This is a genomic window from Methyloversatilis sp. XJ19-49, from assembly GCF_024580145.1.
Taxonomy (GTDB): domain Bacteria; phylum Pseudomonadota; class Gammaproteobacteria; order Burkholderiales; family Rhodocyclaceae; genus Methyloversatilis.
Map to the genome: position 1 here is coordinate 1 of NZ_JANINI010000016.1, position 17811 is coordinate 17811.

A 17811-nucleotide genomic window follows, 5' to 3' on the forward strand; every position below is an offset into this window, starting at 1 on the left:
GAATTCAAGGGCAAGCAGTACATCGGTATCCTGTCGGGTATCGGCGGCTGGGCCGGCATCGGCCTCGCAGCCGGTCTCGAAAAGCCGACCGATGGTCTGGGCGCCGTGGGTGGTTACGCCGAACTCTCGAGCTACACCGAGCTGGGCGGCACGATGACTGTCTTCGCACTGCCGTAATCGTGCGTTGAGCGGAAAGCGCAGCTGCGCTTTCCGCAAGGTCCCCGGACTGGCACCGTGCGGAAACGCCGGTGCCAGTCTTTTTTTGTCCGCAGAATGCTCTCGATGGGTATCGTGAGCACCCGGCAAACTAGGGGAGAATGATGAGAAAGCACTTCAGGCAGGCAGTCATCCTGATGCTGATGACTTCGGCTCACATGGCGACGGCACAGACGACGCCCTATCAGGTGCAGGGCGGGAACAAGGTGGATGACGCCACGCTGGCCGGCTGGCGTGCGTGGCGCAACGCGGCATGCGAACGCTGCCACGGTCCGAATCAGGAAGGCATGGTGGGGCCTTCGCTGATCGTCAGCCTCAGGACGCTCGGACGCGACGACTTCAAGGCGGTCGTCACCAAGGGTCGCGTGGACCGCGGCATGCCCAACTTCGATGGTTCAAGGCAGGTCATGGACAATCTCGACGGTCTGTACGCTTACCTGAAAGGTCGTTCCGATGGAGCGATCCGGCCCGGTCGCATCGAAAAGATGGACTGAGCGAAAACAAAACCACGCGCGTACTGTCTCAACAATTCGCGCGTGAGACGCACGGAACAAATAATTCAAGCAGAGCCCGGGCTTCATTGCCCAGCAAGGGTTCATTCATCCGGAGGAGACCTGAAACAATGAAACATTCCCTGATCGCTGCTGCCTTCCTGCTGGGCACCGGACTTGCCGCACCGGCGCTGCAGGCGCAGGAAACCGGCGACGACAAGGTGCTGCGCGTCTGCGCAGACCCGAACAACCTGCCGCTGTCGAACGACAAGGGCGAAGGTTTCGAGAACAAGATCGCCGAGTTGCTGGCCAAGGACATGGGCTACGCGCTCGAGTACACCTACTTCCCGCACCGCATGGGCTTCATCCGGATGACCTTGAAGGCCAAGCACGAAAAGCTGCCCGGCCGCTACAAGTGCGACCTCATCATCGGTGTGCCGGTCGGCTTCGACATGGGCGCGACGATCAAGCCCTATTTCCGCTCGACCTACGCCATGGTGTACAAGAAGGGCACGGGTCTGGATGACGTGAAGGTGCCGGACGACCTGCTCAAGCTGTCGCCGGAGAAGCTCAAGTCGCTGAAGTTCGGCGTGTTTTCCCAGACGCCGCCGGTCGACTGGTTGCTGCGCAACAAGCTGTTCGATCAGGCTATTTCCTATCAGCGCCAGTCCGGCGACCCCGGTGCCTATCCGGGTGAGATCGTCGAAAAGGATCTGGTCGCCGGCAAGGTGGATGTCGCCATGGCCTGGGGCCCGATCGCCGGCTATTTCAGCCGCAACGCCAAAACCGACGACCTGGTGACCATCGGTTTCCCGCCGGAAAACACGATCAAGTTCGATTACGCGATCACGATGGCCGTGCGCTATGGAGAGAAGGACTGGAAGAACAAGATCGAAGAAACCGTTCAGCGCAATCTGCCCGGAATCCAGGCCATCCTGACCTCGTATGGCGTTCCGCTGATCGATGAGGCGCAGGCCAGCCAGACGGCTGCAGATCGCTGATCGTCGCGACCGTCATGCCGGCCCCCCTCCAGCCTGCCACTGCCTGCCTGCTGACGCTTGTGCTGTGGCCGTTTCCAGCCGCAGCGCTGGATCAGCAGGACATTGCAGCGCTTATCAAGCTGCGACCGAGCGTTCTGAAGGTCGAAGCGTCGGACGACAAGGGCAACGTATCGGTCGGCACCGGCGTGGCGGTCGGTCCGGGCGTCATCGCAACGGCCTGCCACGTGACTGCGCGCGCCACGACCATACGCGTGGTCAGCAACGGCGAACGCATGCAGGTGAGTTCGCAGCGTGCACAGGTCGGGCGCGACCTTTGCCTGCTCGACGTACCCGGCGCGTCGCAGGTGCCGGTGGTCGAGTTGCGCAGCTCGCCGCTCAAACCGGGTGAGGAACTGGTCGCGCTGGGTTACATCCTCGGTGCGGCGCCACGGGTGAGCAACGGCATGGTGCTGCAGTTGCATCCGCACGACGGCGCAAACGTCATTCAGAGCACCACGCCCTTCACGTCGGGGGCCAGTGGCGGCGGACTGTTCGATCGCGAGCACCGGCTGGTCGGCGTGATGACCTTCAAGTTCCGCAGCGGCACCGACAACCAGTTCTCGATGCCGGTCGAATGGATACGCGAGGGCTTGGCACTGCCCGGCGGCGTAGATGTTGCCCCCCTGAGTGGCCTGGCCTTCTGGAATGAAAGCGATAGTGCCCTGCCCGCCTTCCTGCAGACGCTGCGCCTGCAGACCGAAGCACGCTGGGGCGAACTGGAGTCGCGCGCACGCGGCTGGATCGCTGGCAATTCGGGTGACGCGTCCGCATGGCATGCACTCGGTCGCGCACAGATCAAACAAGGGCACCCGGTAGAGGGCATTGCCGCACTGGAGCGCGCCAATGCGCTCGACGCCGACAACCCGGTGTTTCTGACGGATCTCGCCACTGCCCAACTCGGCCAGCGCGACGAAGCGGGCTATGCCCGGACGCGGGCGCGGCTGGCCGGGCTGTCACCGGGCGCGCTGAGCCTGCTCGACCAGCGACTGCAAAGCTGCGCCGTCAATGCCGAGGCCGCATGCTGAATACAACCCAGCCGGACACGAAGAGGTCCGCACTTTCATCACGAGGAGTCATCATGATCAAGCACATCAAGCTGTCTGCACTGTTGCTGGCGCTGGCCATTGCAGCCGGCAACACCCACGCCGAACCGAGCGACGAAATCACCGAAGCCGAAAAGCAGCTGTTCCTGAACGACCAGCTTTCGTCGCTGAAGGCACCGACCACGCTGAGCTACACCTTCAAGCGCAGCGGCAGTCTGGAAAAGCCGTTCGAGGACAAGGTGGAGGTGCGCATCAGCGAAGAGGCCGGCGCGCGCAAGGTCAATACGGCCTGTCTCAGCGGCACCAACAAGAAGGAAATGCCGGAGGTCGATGGAGGATTGAGCAATCCGGCGCTGATGTGCTTCCTCGAACGTGACATCGCCGAAATGGAGCGCCTGACCGGCGGCAAGGCAGCCTACTTCCGCAAGCGCATCCGGCTCGCGCTGTCGGAAGGCCCGACCGCCAAACCGGTCAAGGTGAGCTTCGGCGGCAAGAGCGTCGACGCCCGGGAATACCGCATCACGCCGTACAGCAACGATCCGAACAAGCAGAAGTTTCCGAAGTATGTCGGCAAGACCTACATCTTCGTATTGTCCGACGCCGTACCGGGCGGCATCTACCGCGTCGACAGCCAGATTCCCGATCTGAGCAAGCCGGACGGCAAGGCGGTGCTGATCGAGGACGACATGATGCTGGCCGGCAGCGGCGTCAAGGGCTGATCCCCACCCCGCTCCGCTGACCGGGCCACCGGTTCAGCGGGCCGCCTCGATCTGTCGCATGAAGTCTTCGGCCGGCAACGGCCGGGAGAACAGATAGCCCTGCATCAGGCCGCATTTGCGCTGCGCCAGGAACTGCCGCTGCGCCTCGGTTTCGACGCCCTCGGCGACAACACGCAGACCGAGTGCGTGCGCCATGGCGAGGATCGCATCGACGATGGACGCATCGCTCTCGTCGTCCGGCAGGTCACGCACAAAGCTGCGGTCGATCTTCAGCAGATCGATCGGAAACTGCTTCAGCGTCGACAGCGACGAGTAGCCGGTGCCGAAATCGTCGATCGACAGCGTCAGGCCGAGCGCCTTGAGCGCTGCCAGCTTGGCCAGTGCGGCCTGCGGCTCGTGCATCACCGCACTTTCGGTCAATTCCACATGCAGGAAGTGGCTCGACAGCCGGTTCGATTCCAGCGCCTCGACAATCTGCGGCAGCAGCGAGTCGGAACGGAAATTGATTGCAGACAGGTTGACCGCGACCGGCACCACTGGCCGGCCCTGATCGCGCCACTGCGCAATCTGCCTGCAGGCTTCCCGCACCACCCATTCACCCAGCGGCACGATGAGACCCGTTTCTTCGGCCACTGGGATGAACTCGACCGGTGACACCGCGCCACGTTGTGGGTGATTCCAGCGCAGCAGCGCTTCGGCCGACACGATGCGCCCGGTCACGGCGTCGACCTGCGGCTGGTAATGCAATGCGAATTGCCCCCCCTCGAGTGCGTGCGCCATGTCCTGCTCCAGCGAAAGACGTTCGATCGCCCGCTGCTGCATGGTTTCGGTGAAGAATTCGAAGGTATTGCGGCCGCGCTGCTTGGCGGCATACATCGCCATGTCCGCGTGGCGAAGCAGGGTTTCGGCGTCGTCGCCGTTTTCCGGGAACAGTGCAATGCCGAGCGACGCCGTCACCACCAGCTCGACGTGGTCCATCTGGATCGGCTGCCCCAGTTCCTGGCAGATGCGGGCCGCCACGCGGGCGGCATCTTCGGTGTGCGCCAGATCGGTCAGCAGCACGGTGAATTCGTCGCCGCCCAGCCGCGCGACGACCTCATCCGGCTGCAGCCCTTCACGCCCGACGAAGTCGGCCGAACGCACCGATCCGAGCAGGCGGCTCGCCACCTCGCGCAGGAGCTGGTCCCCCAGCGTGTGGCCGAAACTGTCGTTGATGCGCTTGAGACGGTCGAGATCGAGGTAGAGCAAGGCACAGCGCTTGCCCAGCCGGCGCGAGCGGGCCAGCGTGTGGTCGAGCATTTCGCGGAACATCTGGCGATTGGCGAGACCGGTCAGGCTGTCGTGATAGGCGAGAAAACGGATGCGCTGCTCGGCCAACTCGCGCTCGGTCACGTCCTGGGTCACGCCTTCGATGCGCACCACACGGCCGAACTCGTCGCGTACCGGCAACGCCTGTTCGAACAGTGTCACCAATGAGCCGTCGGCGCGCTGCACGCGAAAACTCATCTGGTAGGGCACGCCCTCGCGGGCACGCTCCATCGAGGCATGCAGATGCTGTCGATCCGGGCTGAGCACGCGCGACAACAGACCGAACGGAACATGCTGGGCCGCCGCGCGCGTATCGCCCCACAGGTCGAGACAGATTGCACTGCGCTCGCAGCGGTCTTCCGCGACATGCCAGATCCAGCCGCCCAACCTTGCCACGCGCTGCGCCACCGCGAGCCGGCGTTCCGACACTTCAAGTTCCATCACGGTGCTGGCCGCCCGCAGGGCGTAGCGCACGCGATAGACGAGCAGCGTCCAGTTGAGCGGTTTGGTGACGAAATCGGTCGCGCCGAGCGAGTAGGCACTGTCGATCGATACCGTGTCGTCCATGCCGGTCAGCATGATGACCGGCAGGCGCCGGCCGTGCGCCCGCTCGCGGATGCGCCGGCACACCTCGAATCCATCCATGCCGCTCATGTTGACGTCGAGCAGCACCAGCGAAAACCCGTGGCTGTCGAACAGCTCGAGTGCCTGCTCGCCACTGGCTGCTTCCATCACTTCGAAGCCGGCGCTGATCAGCGCTTCGGTCGCCATCAGGCGCACCATCACGTCGTCGTCGACGAGAAGAATCATGTGCGAAATCCCGGTTCTCCGCTGGCGGGGTTCATCAACGGGGCGGGCGCATCTTCAAGCGCGCCGAAGGCAGCCAGCGTCTGCTGCACGGCCTGTTCGAGGTGCAACCGCAATTGCCCGTCGAAAGTGATGCGGCCGCTGCGCGCGGCGTTTTCGACGTCGCTCGCGATACGGCTGATATACAAGGCACCGAGCGCGCCGCTCGAACTTTTCAGCCGGTGCGCCGCCAGACGCAGAGCATGGGCGTCCCCCGCAGCGGCGGCGTCGCGCAGCGCATCGATGATCGCGGCCACTTCATTGCGCCAGGTCGCCAGCACTCGCGTGCGCAGACCGGCGCGGTTCTCGCGCATGCCGGGCACGCTGAACAGGATGCGCAGGTCGAGCATGGCAGCGGCGTCGGGCGAGGCCGCGTGATCGTCCTGCTGGGGGGGTATCCGCACATTCATCTGACAAGCTTTCGAAAGCACGCAACCTGCAACGCAGCTTGATTATGCGCGGCGTGACCTGCAAGTGCAGGGCGGAGACTTCACGTTTCACCTTCAGTTTTCGGCGGCCCGGGATGCAACTTGAGCCTGTGTCGCCGGGCGGCGGGCTAGAATCGATCTCGACCCGCCATTCAACTGGCTGACTGCAACGCTTCCGGATACCCATGAACACGAACCCGCTGCTCGATTTTTCCGCTCTGCCCCGTTTCGACCTCATCCATCCGGAGCATGTCGCGCCGGCCATCACCGACCTGCTGACCCGCTATCAGGCGCTGATCGACGAATTGATCGCGCGACCCGAAGCACCGACCTGGGACGGTTTCGCGGCGCCGATCACCGACATGGGCGAGCAGGTGAACCGCGCGTGGGGCGTTGTCGGCCACCTGCACGGCGTGAATGACGTGCCGGCCTGGCGCGAGGCGTACAACGCGTCGCTGCCCGACATCACCCGCTTCTACAGCTCGCTCGGCCAGAATCTCGCGCTGTTCGCCAAGTACCGCGCGCTGCACGATTCGCCCGAATACGCCACGCTGTCGCCGGCGCGCCGCCGCATTCTCGACAACGAAGTGCGTGACTTCCGCCTGTCGGGTGCCGAATTGCCCGAAGAACTCAAGCCGCGCTTCAAGGAAATCCAGGAAGAGCTGGCGTCGCTGTCGGCGAAGTTCTCGGAAAATCTGCTCGACGCCACCAATGCCTTCGCCGAATACGTGACCGACGATGCGCTGCTGGCCGGTCTGCCAGACGACAGCATCGAAGCGGCGCGAGAGGCGGCGCAGCGCGACGACCGCGACGGCTGGAAATTCACGCTGCACATGCCGTCCTACCTGCCGGTGATGCAGTACGCCGACAACCGCGACCTGCGCGCGCGCATGTACCGCGCCAACGCAACCCGTGCATCCGAGTTCGGCGATGCTGCGCGCGACAACACGGCACTGATCGACCGCATCCTGTCGCTGCGCGCCGAAGAGTCGAAAATGCTCGGCTTCAACAGCTTCGCCGAACTGTCGATGGTGCCCAAGATGGCCGACACGCCGGCCCAGGTGACAGCCTTCCTGCGCGACCTCGGTGCCCGCGCCAAGCCGCACGGGCAGCGCGATCTCGACGAGCTGCGCGCATTCGCCCGCAACGAATTCGGCCTCGACGAACTGCAACCCTGGGACATGACCTGGGTGTCGGAAAAGCTGCGCGGCCACCGCTACAACTTCTCGGAACACGAGGTGAAGCAGTACTTCCCCGAGCACAAGGTGCTCGCAGGCCTGTTCCGCGTCATTGAAGGGCTGTACGGCGTCACCATCAAGCCCGATACAGCGCCGGTCTGGCACCCGGACGTGCGCTTCTTCCGCATCGAGCGCGCTGCTGCCACCGGCAGCGAGTTGGTGGGCCAGTTCTACCTCGACCTGTACGCGCGCGACACCAAGCGCGGCGGCGCCTGGATGGACGAAGCCATCACGCGGCGGCGCGTCGCCTCGGGCGTGCAGACGCCGGTCGCCTATCTGAACTGCAACTTCCCGTCACCCGTGGGCGGCAAACCCGCCACCTTCACGCACGATGATGTGATCACGCTGTTCCACGAATCGGGTCATGGCCTGCACCACTTGCTGACACGGGTCGACGATCTCGCGGTGTCCGGCATCCACGGCGTCGAATGGGACGCGGTCGAACTGCCGAGCCAGTTCATGGAGAACTTCTGCTGGGAGTGGGACGTGCTCTCCGGCATGACCGCGCACGTCGACACCGGCGAGCCCCTGCCGCGTGCGCTGTTCGACAAGATGATCGCCGCGAAGAATTTCCAGAGCGGCCTTCAGACGCTGCGCCAGGTCGAGTTTTCGCTGTTCGATCTGCGCCTGCACCATGAATTCGTGCCCGGCGGCGAACAGACCATGCTGCAGCTGCTCGACGAAGTGCGCGACGAGATCGCCGTCGTGCGCCCGCCGGCCTGGAACCGCTTTCCGCACAGCTTCAGCCACATCTTTGCCGGCGGTTACGCCGCGGGTTACTACAGCTACAAGTGGGCCGAGGTGCTGTCCGCCGACGCCTTCGAAGCCTTCGAAGAAGCGCGCGAGCACACCGGCAGCGTGCTCGACACCGAGACGGGTCGCCGCTTCTGGGACGAAATCCTCGCCGTGGGCGGCTCGCGCCCCGCGCTCGAATCGTTCAAGGCCTTCCGCGGCCGCGAACCGCGCCCCGACGCGCTGCTGCGCCACAGCGGCATGGTGGCGGCCTGATTGTCGCCGCGACCGCCGATCCAACAGGGAGCTTATCGATGACGAATCTGCGCCTGCTGCTTTGTGTGTCGATCGCCGGCACATTGCTCGCCAGCCCGGTCTGGGCACAGACCTACAAATGGAAGGACGCCCAGGGCAACACCCACTACACCGGCACCCCGCCGCCGCCCGACGCCCGCTCGGTCACCGAAAAGAAGCTGCAGCCCAGCGTGGTCGAACAGGGCGCGAGCTATGCCGAGCGTGAAGCCATGCGCACGGCGCCTGTGACCCTGTGGCTGGGCAACGAGTGCGATGCGCTGTGCGAATCGGCGCTCGCCTTCCTGAAGAACCGCGGCATCGCCTACACCGAACAGCGCATCATCACCGACGAGCAGAAGGACGCTTTCGTGAAGCGCTTCAAGCTGCAGGAAGCGCGCGTGCCGGCCATCAACGCCGGCAAGGACCACCTGATCGGCTTCAGCGCCAGCGCCTGGACGACGCTGCTGAACCGCGCTGGCTACCCGGCCAAGGGCACGGCCAGAGTCGCACCGAGTACTCCGGCGGCCGCGCCTGGCCCCGCCGCCGCGAAGGGCGAACCGGCCGATGATGGCAACTGGCAACCCGCCGGACAGTGAGGTGCCGCATTCGCGCTGAGTTCGCCGCACCTGAAGGTCCGGGACCGCTCGACTGTGACCGACCCTCGAGCGGGGAAATGATCCGGCAAGGCATTTCACGGCGCCGGATCCGGTCACGACACCGGACCCGGTCGTGATCGCCGGTTACAGGCTTTCATCCCTGGTTGCTTCGGTACGGGCTTGTTGCAGGCCCGTAGGCAACCGGATCCCCTGATCGACCAGATTCAGACTGATGCCGAGCAGCGCCTCGGCAACAAAGCCACCGGGCGACGACGGCGTGAAGGTGCTGCTTGACGCCGCAGATGTTCCGCCGCCACCGGCCGCGGGGAAGTTGGTCTCGGTAATCGGCAGCAACCGGATCATCGAGCTGTCAAAACGCGTGCGTTCCCTGATGACGGCCGTGCCCAGGGCATTGCCGCTGGCCGCGAGACTGACCTTACCGGCAGGTGCCGAAAGCGTGGCCGTCAGCGCAGCAATGCGGGTGCCCTCGATCTGGGTGATGTCGCCATCTGTGGCGGTGACTTCGAGCGCTCCCGCGGTGGCCAGATTGCCGAGGCTCGTCGAGCCGCTGTCCTGGGTGATGACGACATTGCCAGCGAATTCGACGCTGCCGGCAGCACTTGTTTGCTGATAGTGATGGGTGACCGTGAAGTCGCCATTTCCGGTCATCGAGCCACCGCTCTGACTGAAGTCGGCAAGCGCGACCGACCCGCTGCTGACGAGGGTGCCGCCGGACTGTTCGAGACTGGCCAGTTGCAGGCCGTTGGCGATGCTCAGGCTGCCGTCGACCAGCTGCAGCCTGCCACCACTGCCGAGACTGTCTATCTGCGCACTGCCATGTTCGAAGCGGGCCCTCACGTCAGCGGGGATGAGGACATGGGCGACGTTGGCCAGGTCGGGAACCGCACCGCCGGCCCAATTGGAAGCGTCGAACCAGTTGCCGCTGACGCCACCGACCCAGGTGACGGACGCGAGACGGGTGATGTTGCCTTCGAGACCTGCCGGGCCGCTGACGCTGTAGTTGCTGGCCAGGCCACCGTTCGTGCCGTCCGCCAGGGCAATGCCGGTGACGGTCACAGCTTTGCCTGTGCCGACGTTCCTGTCGACGAAAGCACCTGTCTGTCCGGCGAAGGCGAGGGTTTCGGCTCCGACCAGGCCGCTCAACGCGCCGCCGCTCACGCTAGCGACAGTGTTGCCGTCATAAACCTTGCTGGCGGCGGTCATGCCGCTGAGCGTCAGGGGCTTCACGGCGATTGACGCGGCTGCCGTCAGGCCGCTCGCAAGGCTGTAGTTGGTGGCCAGGCCGCCGTTCGTGCCGTCCGCCAGAGAGGTGCTGCTGAAAGTCACCAGATTGGCGCTTGATACATCCTTGCTGTTGAAGCTGGCCACGCCTGTGGCCGTGACGGTTTCCGAGCCGACCAGTCCGCCCGTGATGGCAAGGGTGGCTGCTGCAGTCAGGTCGCCGTCATAGATCTTGTCAGTCACGCTGACGTTGGCCGTCAGGATCGCTGGCGTGATGCTGACCGCACTGCCGGCGGTGGTCAGATCGTTGTAGTTGCCGGCCACTCCGCCGTTGTCGCTGGAGCCCAGCGTCAAGCCGGTGAGACTGGCCAGGGTGCTGCCCGCTTGAACGTCCTTGCTGACCAGGTTGCCGGTGTCGCCGACGCCGCTCAAGCCGAAGGTTTCGCCAGCCATGCCGGTCGCGATCAGCGCACTGCCGGCCATGACCGTGCTGCCGTCGTAGGCGCGCGTGCCGCTCACGGTCAGATCGGCCTTGTTCACAGTCATCGTGCCTTCGCCATAGCTGATGAGGTAACCCTGCTGACTGGAGTAGAGCCCGCCCGCTGTCAGGGCGGAACTGCCGACGTTGACGCCACTGCTGTAGCTCACGCTGCCCAGCAGCTTGTCCATGTCCGGCGCGGCGGAATACGTCACGCCGTTGCCGCCGGTGGTCGCCAGTCCGTCATAGGTCTTGGTGGCGTCGATGGCGCTCACGGTGATCGCCGTCATGAACGATCGCAGCAACGGGGCGGTATGCGTGTCGTACTGCACCCAGATGCTGCTCATGTCCCAGGCGGGATTGACGTTGCCATTGGCCGTTGTGGCACTGGTGAAGTTGGCCAGGAGCTTCATCTGCGCCGTCGAGAGGCCGGTCATGCCGGTGAAGAATCTGCTCGCGCCGTTGGTACCCACGGCAAAGACATCGGTGTTCCAGAAGCTCTTCGTCACGATGCCGTCATTCCACCCCACCAGGCCACCGGTGTCGTTGCCCGCGACGGCGCCTGTCGCGTAGCTGTTGCTGACCCGTGCGTTGAGCCGGTTCATGCCGACCAGGCCGCCGACCCGGCGACCACCGGTCACCGCCCCTGTCGCGTAGCTGTTGCCGACCGTCTGGTAGTTCTCGTTCCATCCGACCAGCCCGCCGACGGCGTCTGTCCCGCTCACGGCGCCGGTCGCATAACTTCTATTGACTGCGTTGTCGTTACGTCCGACCAGGCCCCCTGTCTCGGTGGTGCCAATCACCCTGCCCGTGGCATAACTGTCGGTGATCGGGCCGCGGTTTCTGCCCACAAGGCCGCCGGTTCTCAAGCTGCCGGTCACGGTTCCGGACGCGTAGCTGTTCTGGATGCTGCCGTTGCTGGTGCCCACCAGTCCGCCGCTGCCTTCGCCGCCGATGACCGTGACGGCCGCATAGCTGTTCCTGATGGCGGTGTTGTAGCTGCCGACCCCGTTGTTTCCAATCAGACCACCGACGTGCAGCGACGCCCCCGTGACGGCACCTGTCGCATAGCTGTTTCTGACGATCGCTGCGCTTTCGATGATGCCCGCCAATGCGCCGATCGAAGTACCGCCCTGAACGTTCGCGTTGGCGAGACCGACGTTCTGTATCGTTCCCCCGACGACGTAGCCGAACAATCCGACCTTGGCGCGATCGGTCGGCAGATTGATGGTCAGGTCGGCAATGGTATGGCCCAGCCCGTCGAAGGTGCCGCTGAATCCGGTGGCAAGGTTGGCGGATACCAGGGGCGTGAATCCGGCGCCGGCATTCCATGTCGATGTGTCGGCTGCAGCAATGTCGCTTCCCAGCACGTAGTTGCCGGCCAGATTCCCCACGATGCCTTGCAGGCTGCCGTCGTTGCTGCTGGCATCGGAACCGAGGCTGGTGATGACCGTGAAGGTTTTCGTCACCCCATTGCTGCCCAGCTTCGTACTGAAGTTGTTCCCGGCTGCCAGGTTCACCGGCGCCCGGACATTGACGGTGCTCGTATTGCCGGCCGCCACCGCACCCTGCCCGTACTCCAGTGCCAGACGGGCCGAGCCCGAGCCATTCATCGCCGTGTTGATGTTGATGTCGTTCTGCGCATTCAGCGTGAGCGTGTTGGCGCTCCACGTGATGGTGTCGTTCACGTTCACATCGCCCGCGGTGCCCGCGCCGCCCGAAATGCTCTGGATGATGATGTCGGTGCCGGCCAGATTGGCCGACAGCACCGCGCCGGTGATGTCACCACCCGTTGCGGCGATGGTGTAATCGGTCGGATCGATCAGCCAGCTGCCGGTCTGGCCGCGCGCAGCCGTGGTGGTGACGCGCGTGTCGGCGGCCACCGTGACGCGCGCCGCAGAGGTGTCGACGAAACCGCCCTTGCCGCCATCCGGCGCGCTCGCGTCGAGCGTGCCCCCGACATTGACCGTGCCGGTCTGCATGTCACCCAGCAGGCGGATGGTGCCATCGCGGCTGTCGATGGTCTGCGCACGGATGACCCCGGTATTGTTGACCACTGTCTGCAGCAAGTCGCCCGCGGCCTGCGCGCTCAGCAGTACCTGCCCGCCGTCAGCCTGGATCAGGCCGCCGTTTTCCACCAGTGCACGGACTGCACCCTGATCGACGGAAACCTTGATCAGATTGTCACCGGCCACGTCGAGCGTGACCGATTTTCCCGCGGCCAGCGTTACCGTGCCCAACCGCGCGACGATCACACCCTGGTTGGATACGGTCGCACCCAGCAGCGCGACATGACCACCGTCGGCGTTGATGCTGCCTTCATTGCGTACCGTACCGCCGTTGCCGGTGAACCGGTACTTGCCGGCCATGAAGTCGACGTCGTTGATGTCGAGTGTCGAGGCGACCAGTCCGCCGACATTGACCGACGCGCCCTGACCGAAAACAATCCCGCTGGGATTGACCAGGAACACCTTGCCGTTGGCGTTCAGGCTGCCGAGGATGCTGGACGGGTCTGCACCCAGCACCCGGTTCAGGGCCACCGAACTGCTGTCGGGTTGCACGAAATCAACGCGCTGACCCGATCCGATATTGAAGCTCTGCCAGTTCAGCGCAACGTTCGGGCTGTTCTGGTGGATGGTCATGCTGCCGGCCTCGCGGATGATGGTGGCACTGCCGGCGACCACTGTTCCGTCGACCGGCAGTGCATGCACATTCGCCGCGAACGCCATCAGGAGCGACAACGTCAGCGCTTTCAGGGCACAGCCCGCTTCCACCGCTACGCCAGCCACGCACGAGGTGCCTTGACCACTGCTGCGGGTGAGCTCGGAAGCCGCAACGAAGGTGCGGGTGTGTGCGTTCCAGATCGAACGATAGCTGCGGTTCATGATGAGTCTTGCCCTTTTCTGATGGGGAGTTTCGCGGGCACTTGATGCGCATCGATATGCGTTCATGGGTGCATCACAGTGCGCCGGCACACTTGCGCGTGCGGCCATCAGAAATATCTGACGGCCTGCAGCCAGAAGCGGCTGCCGGCATCGGGGGCCGACGTCGCCGCCGCACTGCCCAGCTTGCGCGCCAGGCTTGCCTTGACCACGAAATTGCTGCTGGCGATCCAGTTGAAACCGATGCCGAAGCCGGACAAGGTGCGGCGGTTCGGTCCCGCGGCCCAGACATTCTTGTTCTGCATCACGCTGCCGGTATCGACGAAGCCGATCACCTGCATCTGCCCGGGCACCGCGGCGGAGAACTTCGGCAGCTGCGCCCGCGCTTCCAGATTGAGGATGCAGCCTTGGTCGCCGTACGCTTCGCCCGTCGGATAGGCGCGCACGCCGGCTGAGCCGCCCAACCCCAGCTTTTCCGAGTTATCGAGGTTCTTCGATGCGACCTGGCCGTTGAAAGCGGCGTACAGCGACAGCGTATCGGTCACGCCTTGCAGGCGCATGGCATGCACGGACAGCTTGTGATAGTGGCCATTGCTGCGCGCTGTGGCGGCGTCGGCAACCACTACGCCTGGGTCCTGCAGATCGAGGCGTCCGGCACTCCAGGTTGCCCCGAAGGCGGTTTGGCCGCCACCGCCGATGCTGTCTCGCACATCGCCGCTGAGGCTCAGCATCGCAACCTGCGCCTTCTTGTCGGCCACCGTATCAGTGGCGTCAACCCGGTCGCGGAAAGTCTTGGCGTCGAGGTTGATGAGCGCCGTCAGGTTGTGCCGACGCGAACGGATCAGCGGATAGCTGCCGTACACGCTGGCGATGCTGACCGTGCCGCTGGCTTCAAGGCTGTCGAATTCCTTGCCGAGGCGGTACTGCATGTACGAATAGGCCAGGCCTGCCCTGGCGCTCCCGATCTGCGCCTGATAGGCGATGCGTCCATAGTGCAAGCCGGCGTCCGAGGTCAGCGCCCGCACACTGATGAGGTCGCCGTGACCAGTGGGGTTGTTGATGTACAGCGCGCCGCCCAGACGGTTCTCGCCGGAGTAGCGGCTGCCATGGTTGTCGGCATCGATGCTCCCGGCAACGTGCGGCCCCGGCGTGAGTTCGACGATCAGATCGGAGGCGCCCACCGAGGCGCCCGGCACGAGCGTCGAGGTCACATTGACGCCCGGCAGATCGGACAACAGCAGGATGCTGCGCTCCAGCGGCGCGATGGCGACCGTATCGCCGCCTCGCACCCCGTCGAGCAACCCATTGGCCAGGCCATCGGACACACCGCTGCTGTTCTGAAGACTGATGTCGCCGAAGCGCCCTTCGAGCACTGCGATGGTGAGCGCGCCGTCCTTGACGTCCTGGGCCGGCAGGTAGGCCTGCGCCACAAAGTAGCCGTTCTCGCGGTAGTGGCGGGTGATCTTCGCGGCCATGGCACGCAGCTCACCCAGCGTCTGTTCGCGCGGGGCGTCAAAGCCGGTGAGCGCGATCAGCACTGCGTCGGAATAGACCTGCGCGCCACTGATGTTGAGTGTCGTCACCAGGATCTTCTGCTGATCGACGACCTCGGTGTCCGGGCGTGCATCCTGCTCGATGCGGATGACGGGCGCGGGCTGGGTCGCGCGGGGTGCCTGCTGGCGTTCGATTTCCTGCTGAATCAAGCCGCCGCTGGGAGGCGTTTGCGCCAGTGCGGCCCCGCAAATGACCAAGCCGAAAGGCAGCACTGAGGTACAGAAATTCACTTTCACGTGCTTGCCCTGGGTAGCGTTGCCATTCGGTAATGCGTGATGCTCTTGAACGGCGGCTGACTTGTAGATCGAGCGCTCGCGGAAGTGCTGGGTGACGTATCGGCGTTTCGAACCGCTTCTTGAGCTTCAGATGGCGGTGACCTCAACCGCTCCTCGGCATGGGGCCTGGGTTTCAGCGCCTTGTCATGTCGATTTCGGGACACGAACAGCGCTGCGTTCACGCAGCCGAACTCGGCCGTCATCGCGGGCCGGATCGGCGGGCAGCACGCGCGACGTCGATGACCTTTCAGGCGCAGGGCTACTGCGGCAGCGACAGCCGGGTCGCCCTTGCGTGACGCGCGGGCAAGCCATCGATGCCGGCCAGAGCCTGAGCGTTCGACGTGTGCACCGGGCAGCACTTGACCGGCGGCTTGCCAATCGCTCGATGCGGCCCACACCACGCCGTGCGCGGGCCCTGCGTTCAGGCTGCGCGCCGGCCAGACGCAAGGTCGCGCTGTTCGATGCACAGACCCGTGACCGCGCACGGCACTTCATCGGCGGCCGGCAGCACAATCACATTGATCGTTGATACAGTACGGGCCACCACGTCAGCGGGTGTCCTGGCGGGGAAAGAGTCTGGTCCTGAAAACTCTCTTCGAAATCAACACCGTGATGCGACCATGCGACTCGCCTGCTGGAACGTCAATTCCCTGAAAGTCCGCCTTCCCCACCTCACCGACTGGCTCGCCGCCGAGCAGCCCGACGTGGTGTGTCTGCAGGAAACCAAGACCGAAGACGCCACCTACCCGCGCGCCGAGCTGGAGGCGGTCGGCTACCACAGCGCGATCAGCGGCCAGAAGACCTACAACGGTGTGGCCATCCTCACGAAGCAGCCGGCCGAAGACGTGCAGGCGGGCATCCCCGGCTTCGACGACGAACAGCGGCGCGTCATCGCGGCCACCGTCGGCGGCGTGCGCGTCGTGTGCGCCTACTTCCCGAACGGCCAGGCCGTGGGTTCCGAGAAGTTCGAATACAAGATGCGCTGGCTCGACGCACTCACCGCGTGGCTGCGCGACGAACTGACCCGCCACCCGCAACTCGCCCTGCTCGGCGACTACAACATCGCACCCGAGCCGCGCGACGCCCACCCGGACTGGAAGGACGAAATACACGTGTCGCCGCAGGAGCGCGCCGCCTTCGCAGGCCTGCAGGCGCTCGGCCTCAGCGACGCCTTCCGCCTGTTCGATCAGCCGGAAAAGAGCTGGTCCTGGTGGGACTACCGCGCCGGCGCCTTCCGCCGCAACTTCGGCCTGCGCATCGACCACATCCTGCTGTCGGCGCCGCTGGCCGCCCGCTGCACCGCCTGCGTCGTCGACAAGGGCCCGCGCAAGCTGGAGCGCCCGTCCGACCACGCGCCGGTCATCGCCACGTTGTCGTGAGCACGCCCGCTTCCAGCACCTCCGGGTCCGGCACCACCGTCGGCGCACTGACCGCGCTCTACCCGCTGCTGTCCGGCCTGTCGGCCACAGCACGCCAGCGCATCGAAACCGAAGGCCGGCTGCTCGACGTGCCGGCCGGCACCCGCCTGTTCGACGAGCACCAGCCGTGCACCGGCTTTCCGTTCGTGCTGTCGGGTCAGGTCAAGGTGGCCAAGGCCTCGGCCAGCGGGCGCGAACTGCCGCTGTACCGCGTGCATGCCGGTGAAACCTGCGTCATTTCCAGCGCCTGCCTGCTCGGCCACAACGATTACAACGCCTACGGCGTCGCCGAAACCCCGCTCAAGCTGCTGGTGCTGCCGGCCGCCCTGTTCGAACAGCTGCTGGCCGAACCCGACTTCCGCCGCTTCGTATTCGGCCTGTTTTCCGAACGCGTCGCCGACCTGATGCAACTGGTCGAAGCCATCGCCTTCCACCGCCTCGACCAGCGCCTCGCCAGCCTGCTGCTCGGCCACGGCAAGACGCTGCACACCACCCACCAGCAACTGGCCGACGAACTCGGCAGCGTGCGCGAAATCGTCACCCGCCTGCTGAAGAGTTTTGCTGATCAGGGTCTGGTGTCGCTGGGAAGGAATCAGATCGACATCCTTGACGCTGCAGGGCTGCGGGGGATTGCGGCGGAGAAGAAGTGAACACAGGGCGCAGCGCATCCACGGACTACGAAGTTTTCATGCGGAGCTCTAATGCGTCAACGCCATCTCGTGCGCGCCAGATGCTCACCACGTGATTCACTTGAGTCCATACAGGGGCTCCAAAAGAATTCTTATCGCATAAGATTTTGCTTGCTGCTCCGTTTCTGCATCGAACACTTCGTAGTCACTGTTCGCGAGCAACGCTTTCCAGGACACACTCGGGTCGCTTAACGCATAGTCCAGCTCTTCTCGAAGCGCTTCCAGTTTTCCGCTCGACTGCGCGGAGCGTCGGTAAACGTTGATCGCGGCATCTTCAGAGAGGCCGCTGTCTACGTTGAAAATAGTCTTGAGCATGTGCACG

General features: G+C 64.6%; 13 protein-coding genes. 8 read left to right on the plus strand and 5 right to left on the minus strand.

What is annotated here, in order from left to right; translation table 11 throughout:
* Window positions 1-320 precede the first annotated feature (320 nt).
* The 4 genes from NMQ16_RS16740 to NMQ16_RS16755 all read left to right on the plus strand — a co-directional run bounded on the left by NMQ16_RS16740 (window position 321) and on the right by NMQ16_RS16755 (window position 3509).
* Window positions 321-710 (plus strand): cytochrome c, encoded by a 390-nt coding sequence (locus NMQ16_RS16740; RefSeq protein WP_257082067.1) that lies wholly within the window; start codon window positions 321-323, stop codon window positions 708-710.
* Window positions 711-838: 128 nt separating this feature from the next.
* Window positions 839-1708 (plus strand): quinoprotein dehydrogenase-associated putative ABC transporter substrate-binding protein, encoded by an 870-nt coding sequence (locus NMQ16_RS16745; RefSeq protein WP_257082068.1) that lies wholly within the window; start codon window positions 839-841, stop codon window positions 1706-1708.
* Between the two features lie 14 nt (window positions 1709-1722).
* Window positions 1723-2772: a serine protease gene (locus NMQ16_RS16750; RefSeq protein ID WP_257082069.1), complete on the plus strand. Its 1050-nt coding sequence runs from the start codon at window positions 1723-1725 to the stop codon at window positions 2770-2772.
* 53 nt (window positions 2773-2825) lie between these two features.
* Window positions 2826-3509 (plus strand): hypothetical protein, encoded by a 684-nt coding sequence (locus NMQ16_RS16755; RefSeq protein WP_257082070.1) that lies wholly within the window; start codon window positions 2826-2828, stop codon window positions 3507-3509.
* 33 nt (window positions 3510-3542) lie between these two features.
* On the opposite strand, the gene NMQ16_RS16760 is transcribed toward NMQ16_RS16755, so the two are convergent.
* The gene (locus NMQ16_RS16760; RefSeq protein ID WP_257082072.1) at window positions 3543-5627 is read right to left on the minus strand and encodes a bifunctional diguanylate cyclase/phosphodiesterase; all 2085 of its coding nucleotides are present in this window, start codon (window positions 5625-5627) and stop codon (window positions 3543-3545) included.
* Window positions 5624-6073, minus strand: coding sequence for an Hpt domain-containing protein (locus tag NMQ16_RS16765; protein WP_257082073.1), 450 nt, complete (start codon window positions 6071-6073; stop codon window positions 5624-5626). Before NMQ16_RS16765 ends, NMQ16_RS16760 begins: the two co-directional genes overlap by 4 nt.
* A gap of 203 nt (window positions 6074-6276) precedes the next feature.
* On the opposite strand from NMQ16_RS16765, the gene NMQ16_RS16770 reads away from it, so the two are divergent.
* Both NMQ16_RS16770 and NMQ16_RS16775 read left to right on the plus strand, forming a co-directional pair.
* The gene (locus NMQ16_RS16770; RefSeq protein ID WP_257082074.1) at window positions 6277-8337 is read left to right on the plus strand and encodes a M3 family metallopeptidase; all 2061 of its coding nucleotides are present in this window, start codon (window positions 6277-6279) and stop codon (window positions 8335-8337) included.
* A 38-nt stretch (window positions 8338-8375) separates the two neighbouring features.
* Window positions 8376-8951 carry a glutaredoxin family protein gene (locus NMQ16_RS16775; RefSeq protein WP_257082075.1) on the plus strand — a complete coding sequence of 192 codons (576 nt, stop codon included), beginning with the start codon at window positions 8376-8378 and terminating at the stop codon, window positions 8949-8951.
* A gap of 144 nt (window positions 8952-9095) precedes the next feature.
* On the opposite strand, the gene NMQ16_RS16780 is transcribed toward NMQ16_RS16775, so the two are convergent.
* Both NMQ16_RS16780 and NMQ16_RS16785 read right to left on the minus strand, forming a co-directional pair.
* Complete coding sequence (locus NMQ16_RS16780; protein ID WP_257082076.1) at window positions 9096-13556, minus strand: filamentous hemagglutinin N-terminal domain-containing protein; 4461 nt, start codon at window positions 13554-13556, stop codon at window positions 9096-9098.
* 107 nt (window positions 13557-13663) lie between these two features.
* Window positions 13664-15256, minus strand: a complete 1593-nt coding sequence (locus NMQ16_RS16785; protein ID WP_257082080.1) for a ShlB/FhaC/HecB family hemolysin secretion/activation protein — start codon at window positions 15254-15256, stop codon at window positions 13664-13666.
* A gap of 746 nt (window positions 15257-16002) precedes the next feature.
* On the opposite strand from NMQ16_RS16785, the gene xth reads away from it, so the two are divergent.
* Together xth and NMQ16_RS16795 are read left to right on the plus strand one after the other, a co-directional pair.
* Complete coding sequence (gene xth, locus NMQ16_RS16790; RefSeq protein ID WP_257082081.1) at window positions 16003-16761, plus strand: exodeoxyribonuclease III; 759 nt, start codon at window positions 16003-16005, stop codon at window positions 16759-16761.
* Entirely contained in the window at window positions 16758-17450 is a 693-nt protein-coding gene (locus tag NMQ16_RS16795) for a Crp/Fnr family transcriptional regulator (protein WP_257082082.1), read from the plus strand. Before xth ends, NMQ16_RS16795 begins: the two co-directional genes overlap by 4 nt.
* A gap of 96 nt (window positions 17451-17546) precedes the next feature.
* On the opposite strand, the gene NMQ16_RS16800 is transcribed toward NMQ16_RS16795, so the two are convergent.
* Entirely contained in the window at window positions 17547-17804 is a 258-nt protein-coding gene (locus tag NMQ16_RS16800) for a hypothetical protein (RefSeq protein WP_257082084.1), read from the minus strand.
* Window positions 17805-17811 lie beyond the last annotated feature (7 nt).

What these genes read in the sequence shown, in the direction of transcription:
- NMQ16_RS16780 (WP_257082076.1), bottom strand. Translation starts at nt 13,556, where the DNA reads ATGAACCGCAGCTATCGTTCGATCTGGAACGCACACACCCGCACCTTC.
- xth (WP_257082081.1), top strand. Translation starts at nt 16,003, where the DNA reads ATGCGACTCGCCTGCTGGAACGTCAATTCCCTGAAAGTCCGCCTTCCC.
- NMQ16_RS16750 (WP_257082069.1), top strand. Translation starts at nt 1,723, where the DNA reads ATGCCGGCCCCCCTCCAGCCTGCCACTGCCTGCCTGCTGACGCTTGTG.
- NMQ16_RS16755 (WP_257082070.1), top strand. Translation starts at nt 2,826, where the DNA reads ATGATCAAGCACATCAAGCTGTCTGCACTGTTGCTGGCGCTGGCCATT.
- NMQ16_RS16770 (WP_257082074.1), top strand. Translation starts at nt 6,277, where the DNA reads ATGAACACGAACCCGCTGCTCGATTTTTCCGCTCTGCCCCGTTTCGAC.
- NMQ16_RS16800 (WP_257082084.1), bottom strand. Translation starts at nt 17,804, where the DNA reads ATGCTCAAGACTATTTTCAACGTAGACAGCGGCCTCTCTGAAGATGCC.
- NMQ16_RS16760 (WP_257082072.1), bottom strand. Translation starts at nt 5,627, where the DNA reads ATGATTCTTCTCGTCGACGACGACGTGATGGTGCGCCTGATGGCGACC.
- NMQ16_RS16775 (WP_257082075.1), top strand. Translation starts at nt 8,376, where the DNA reads ATGACGAATCTGCGCCTGCTGCTTTGTGTGTCGATCGCCGGCACATTG.
- NMQ16_RS16745 (WP_257082068.1), top strand. Translation starts at nt 839, where the DNA reads ATGAAACATTCCCTGATCGCTGCTGCCTTCCTGCTGGGCACCGGACTT.
- NMQ16_RS16740 (WP_257082067.1), top strand. Translation starts at nt 321, where the DNA reads ATGAGAAAGCACTTCAGGCAGGCAGTCATCCTGATGCTGATGACTTCG.
- NMQ16_RS16765 (WP_257082073.1), bottom strand. Translation starts at nt 6,073, where the DNA reads ATGAATGTGCGGATACCCCCCCAGCAGGACGATCACGCGGCCTCGCCC.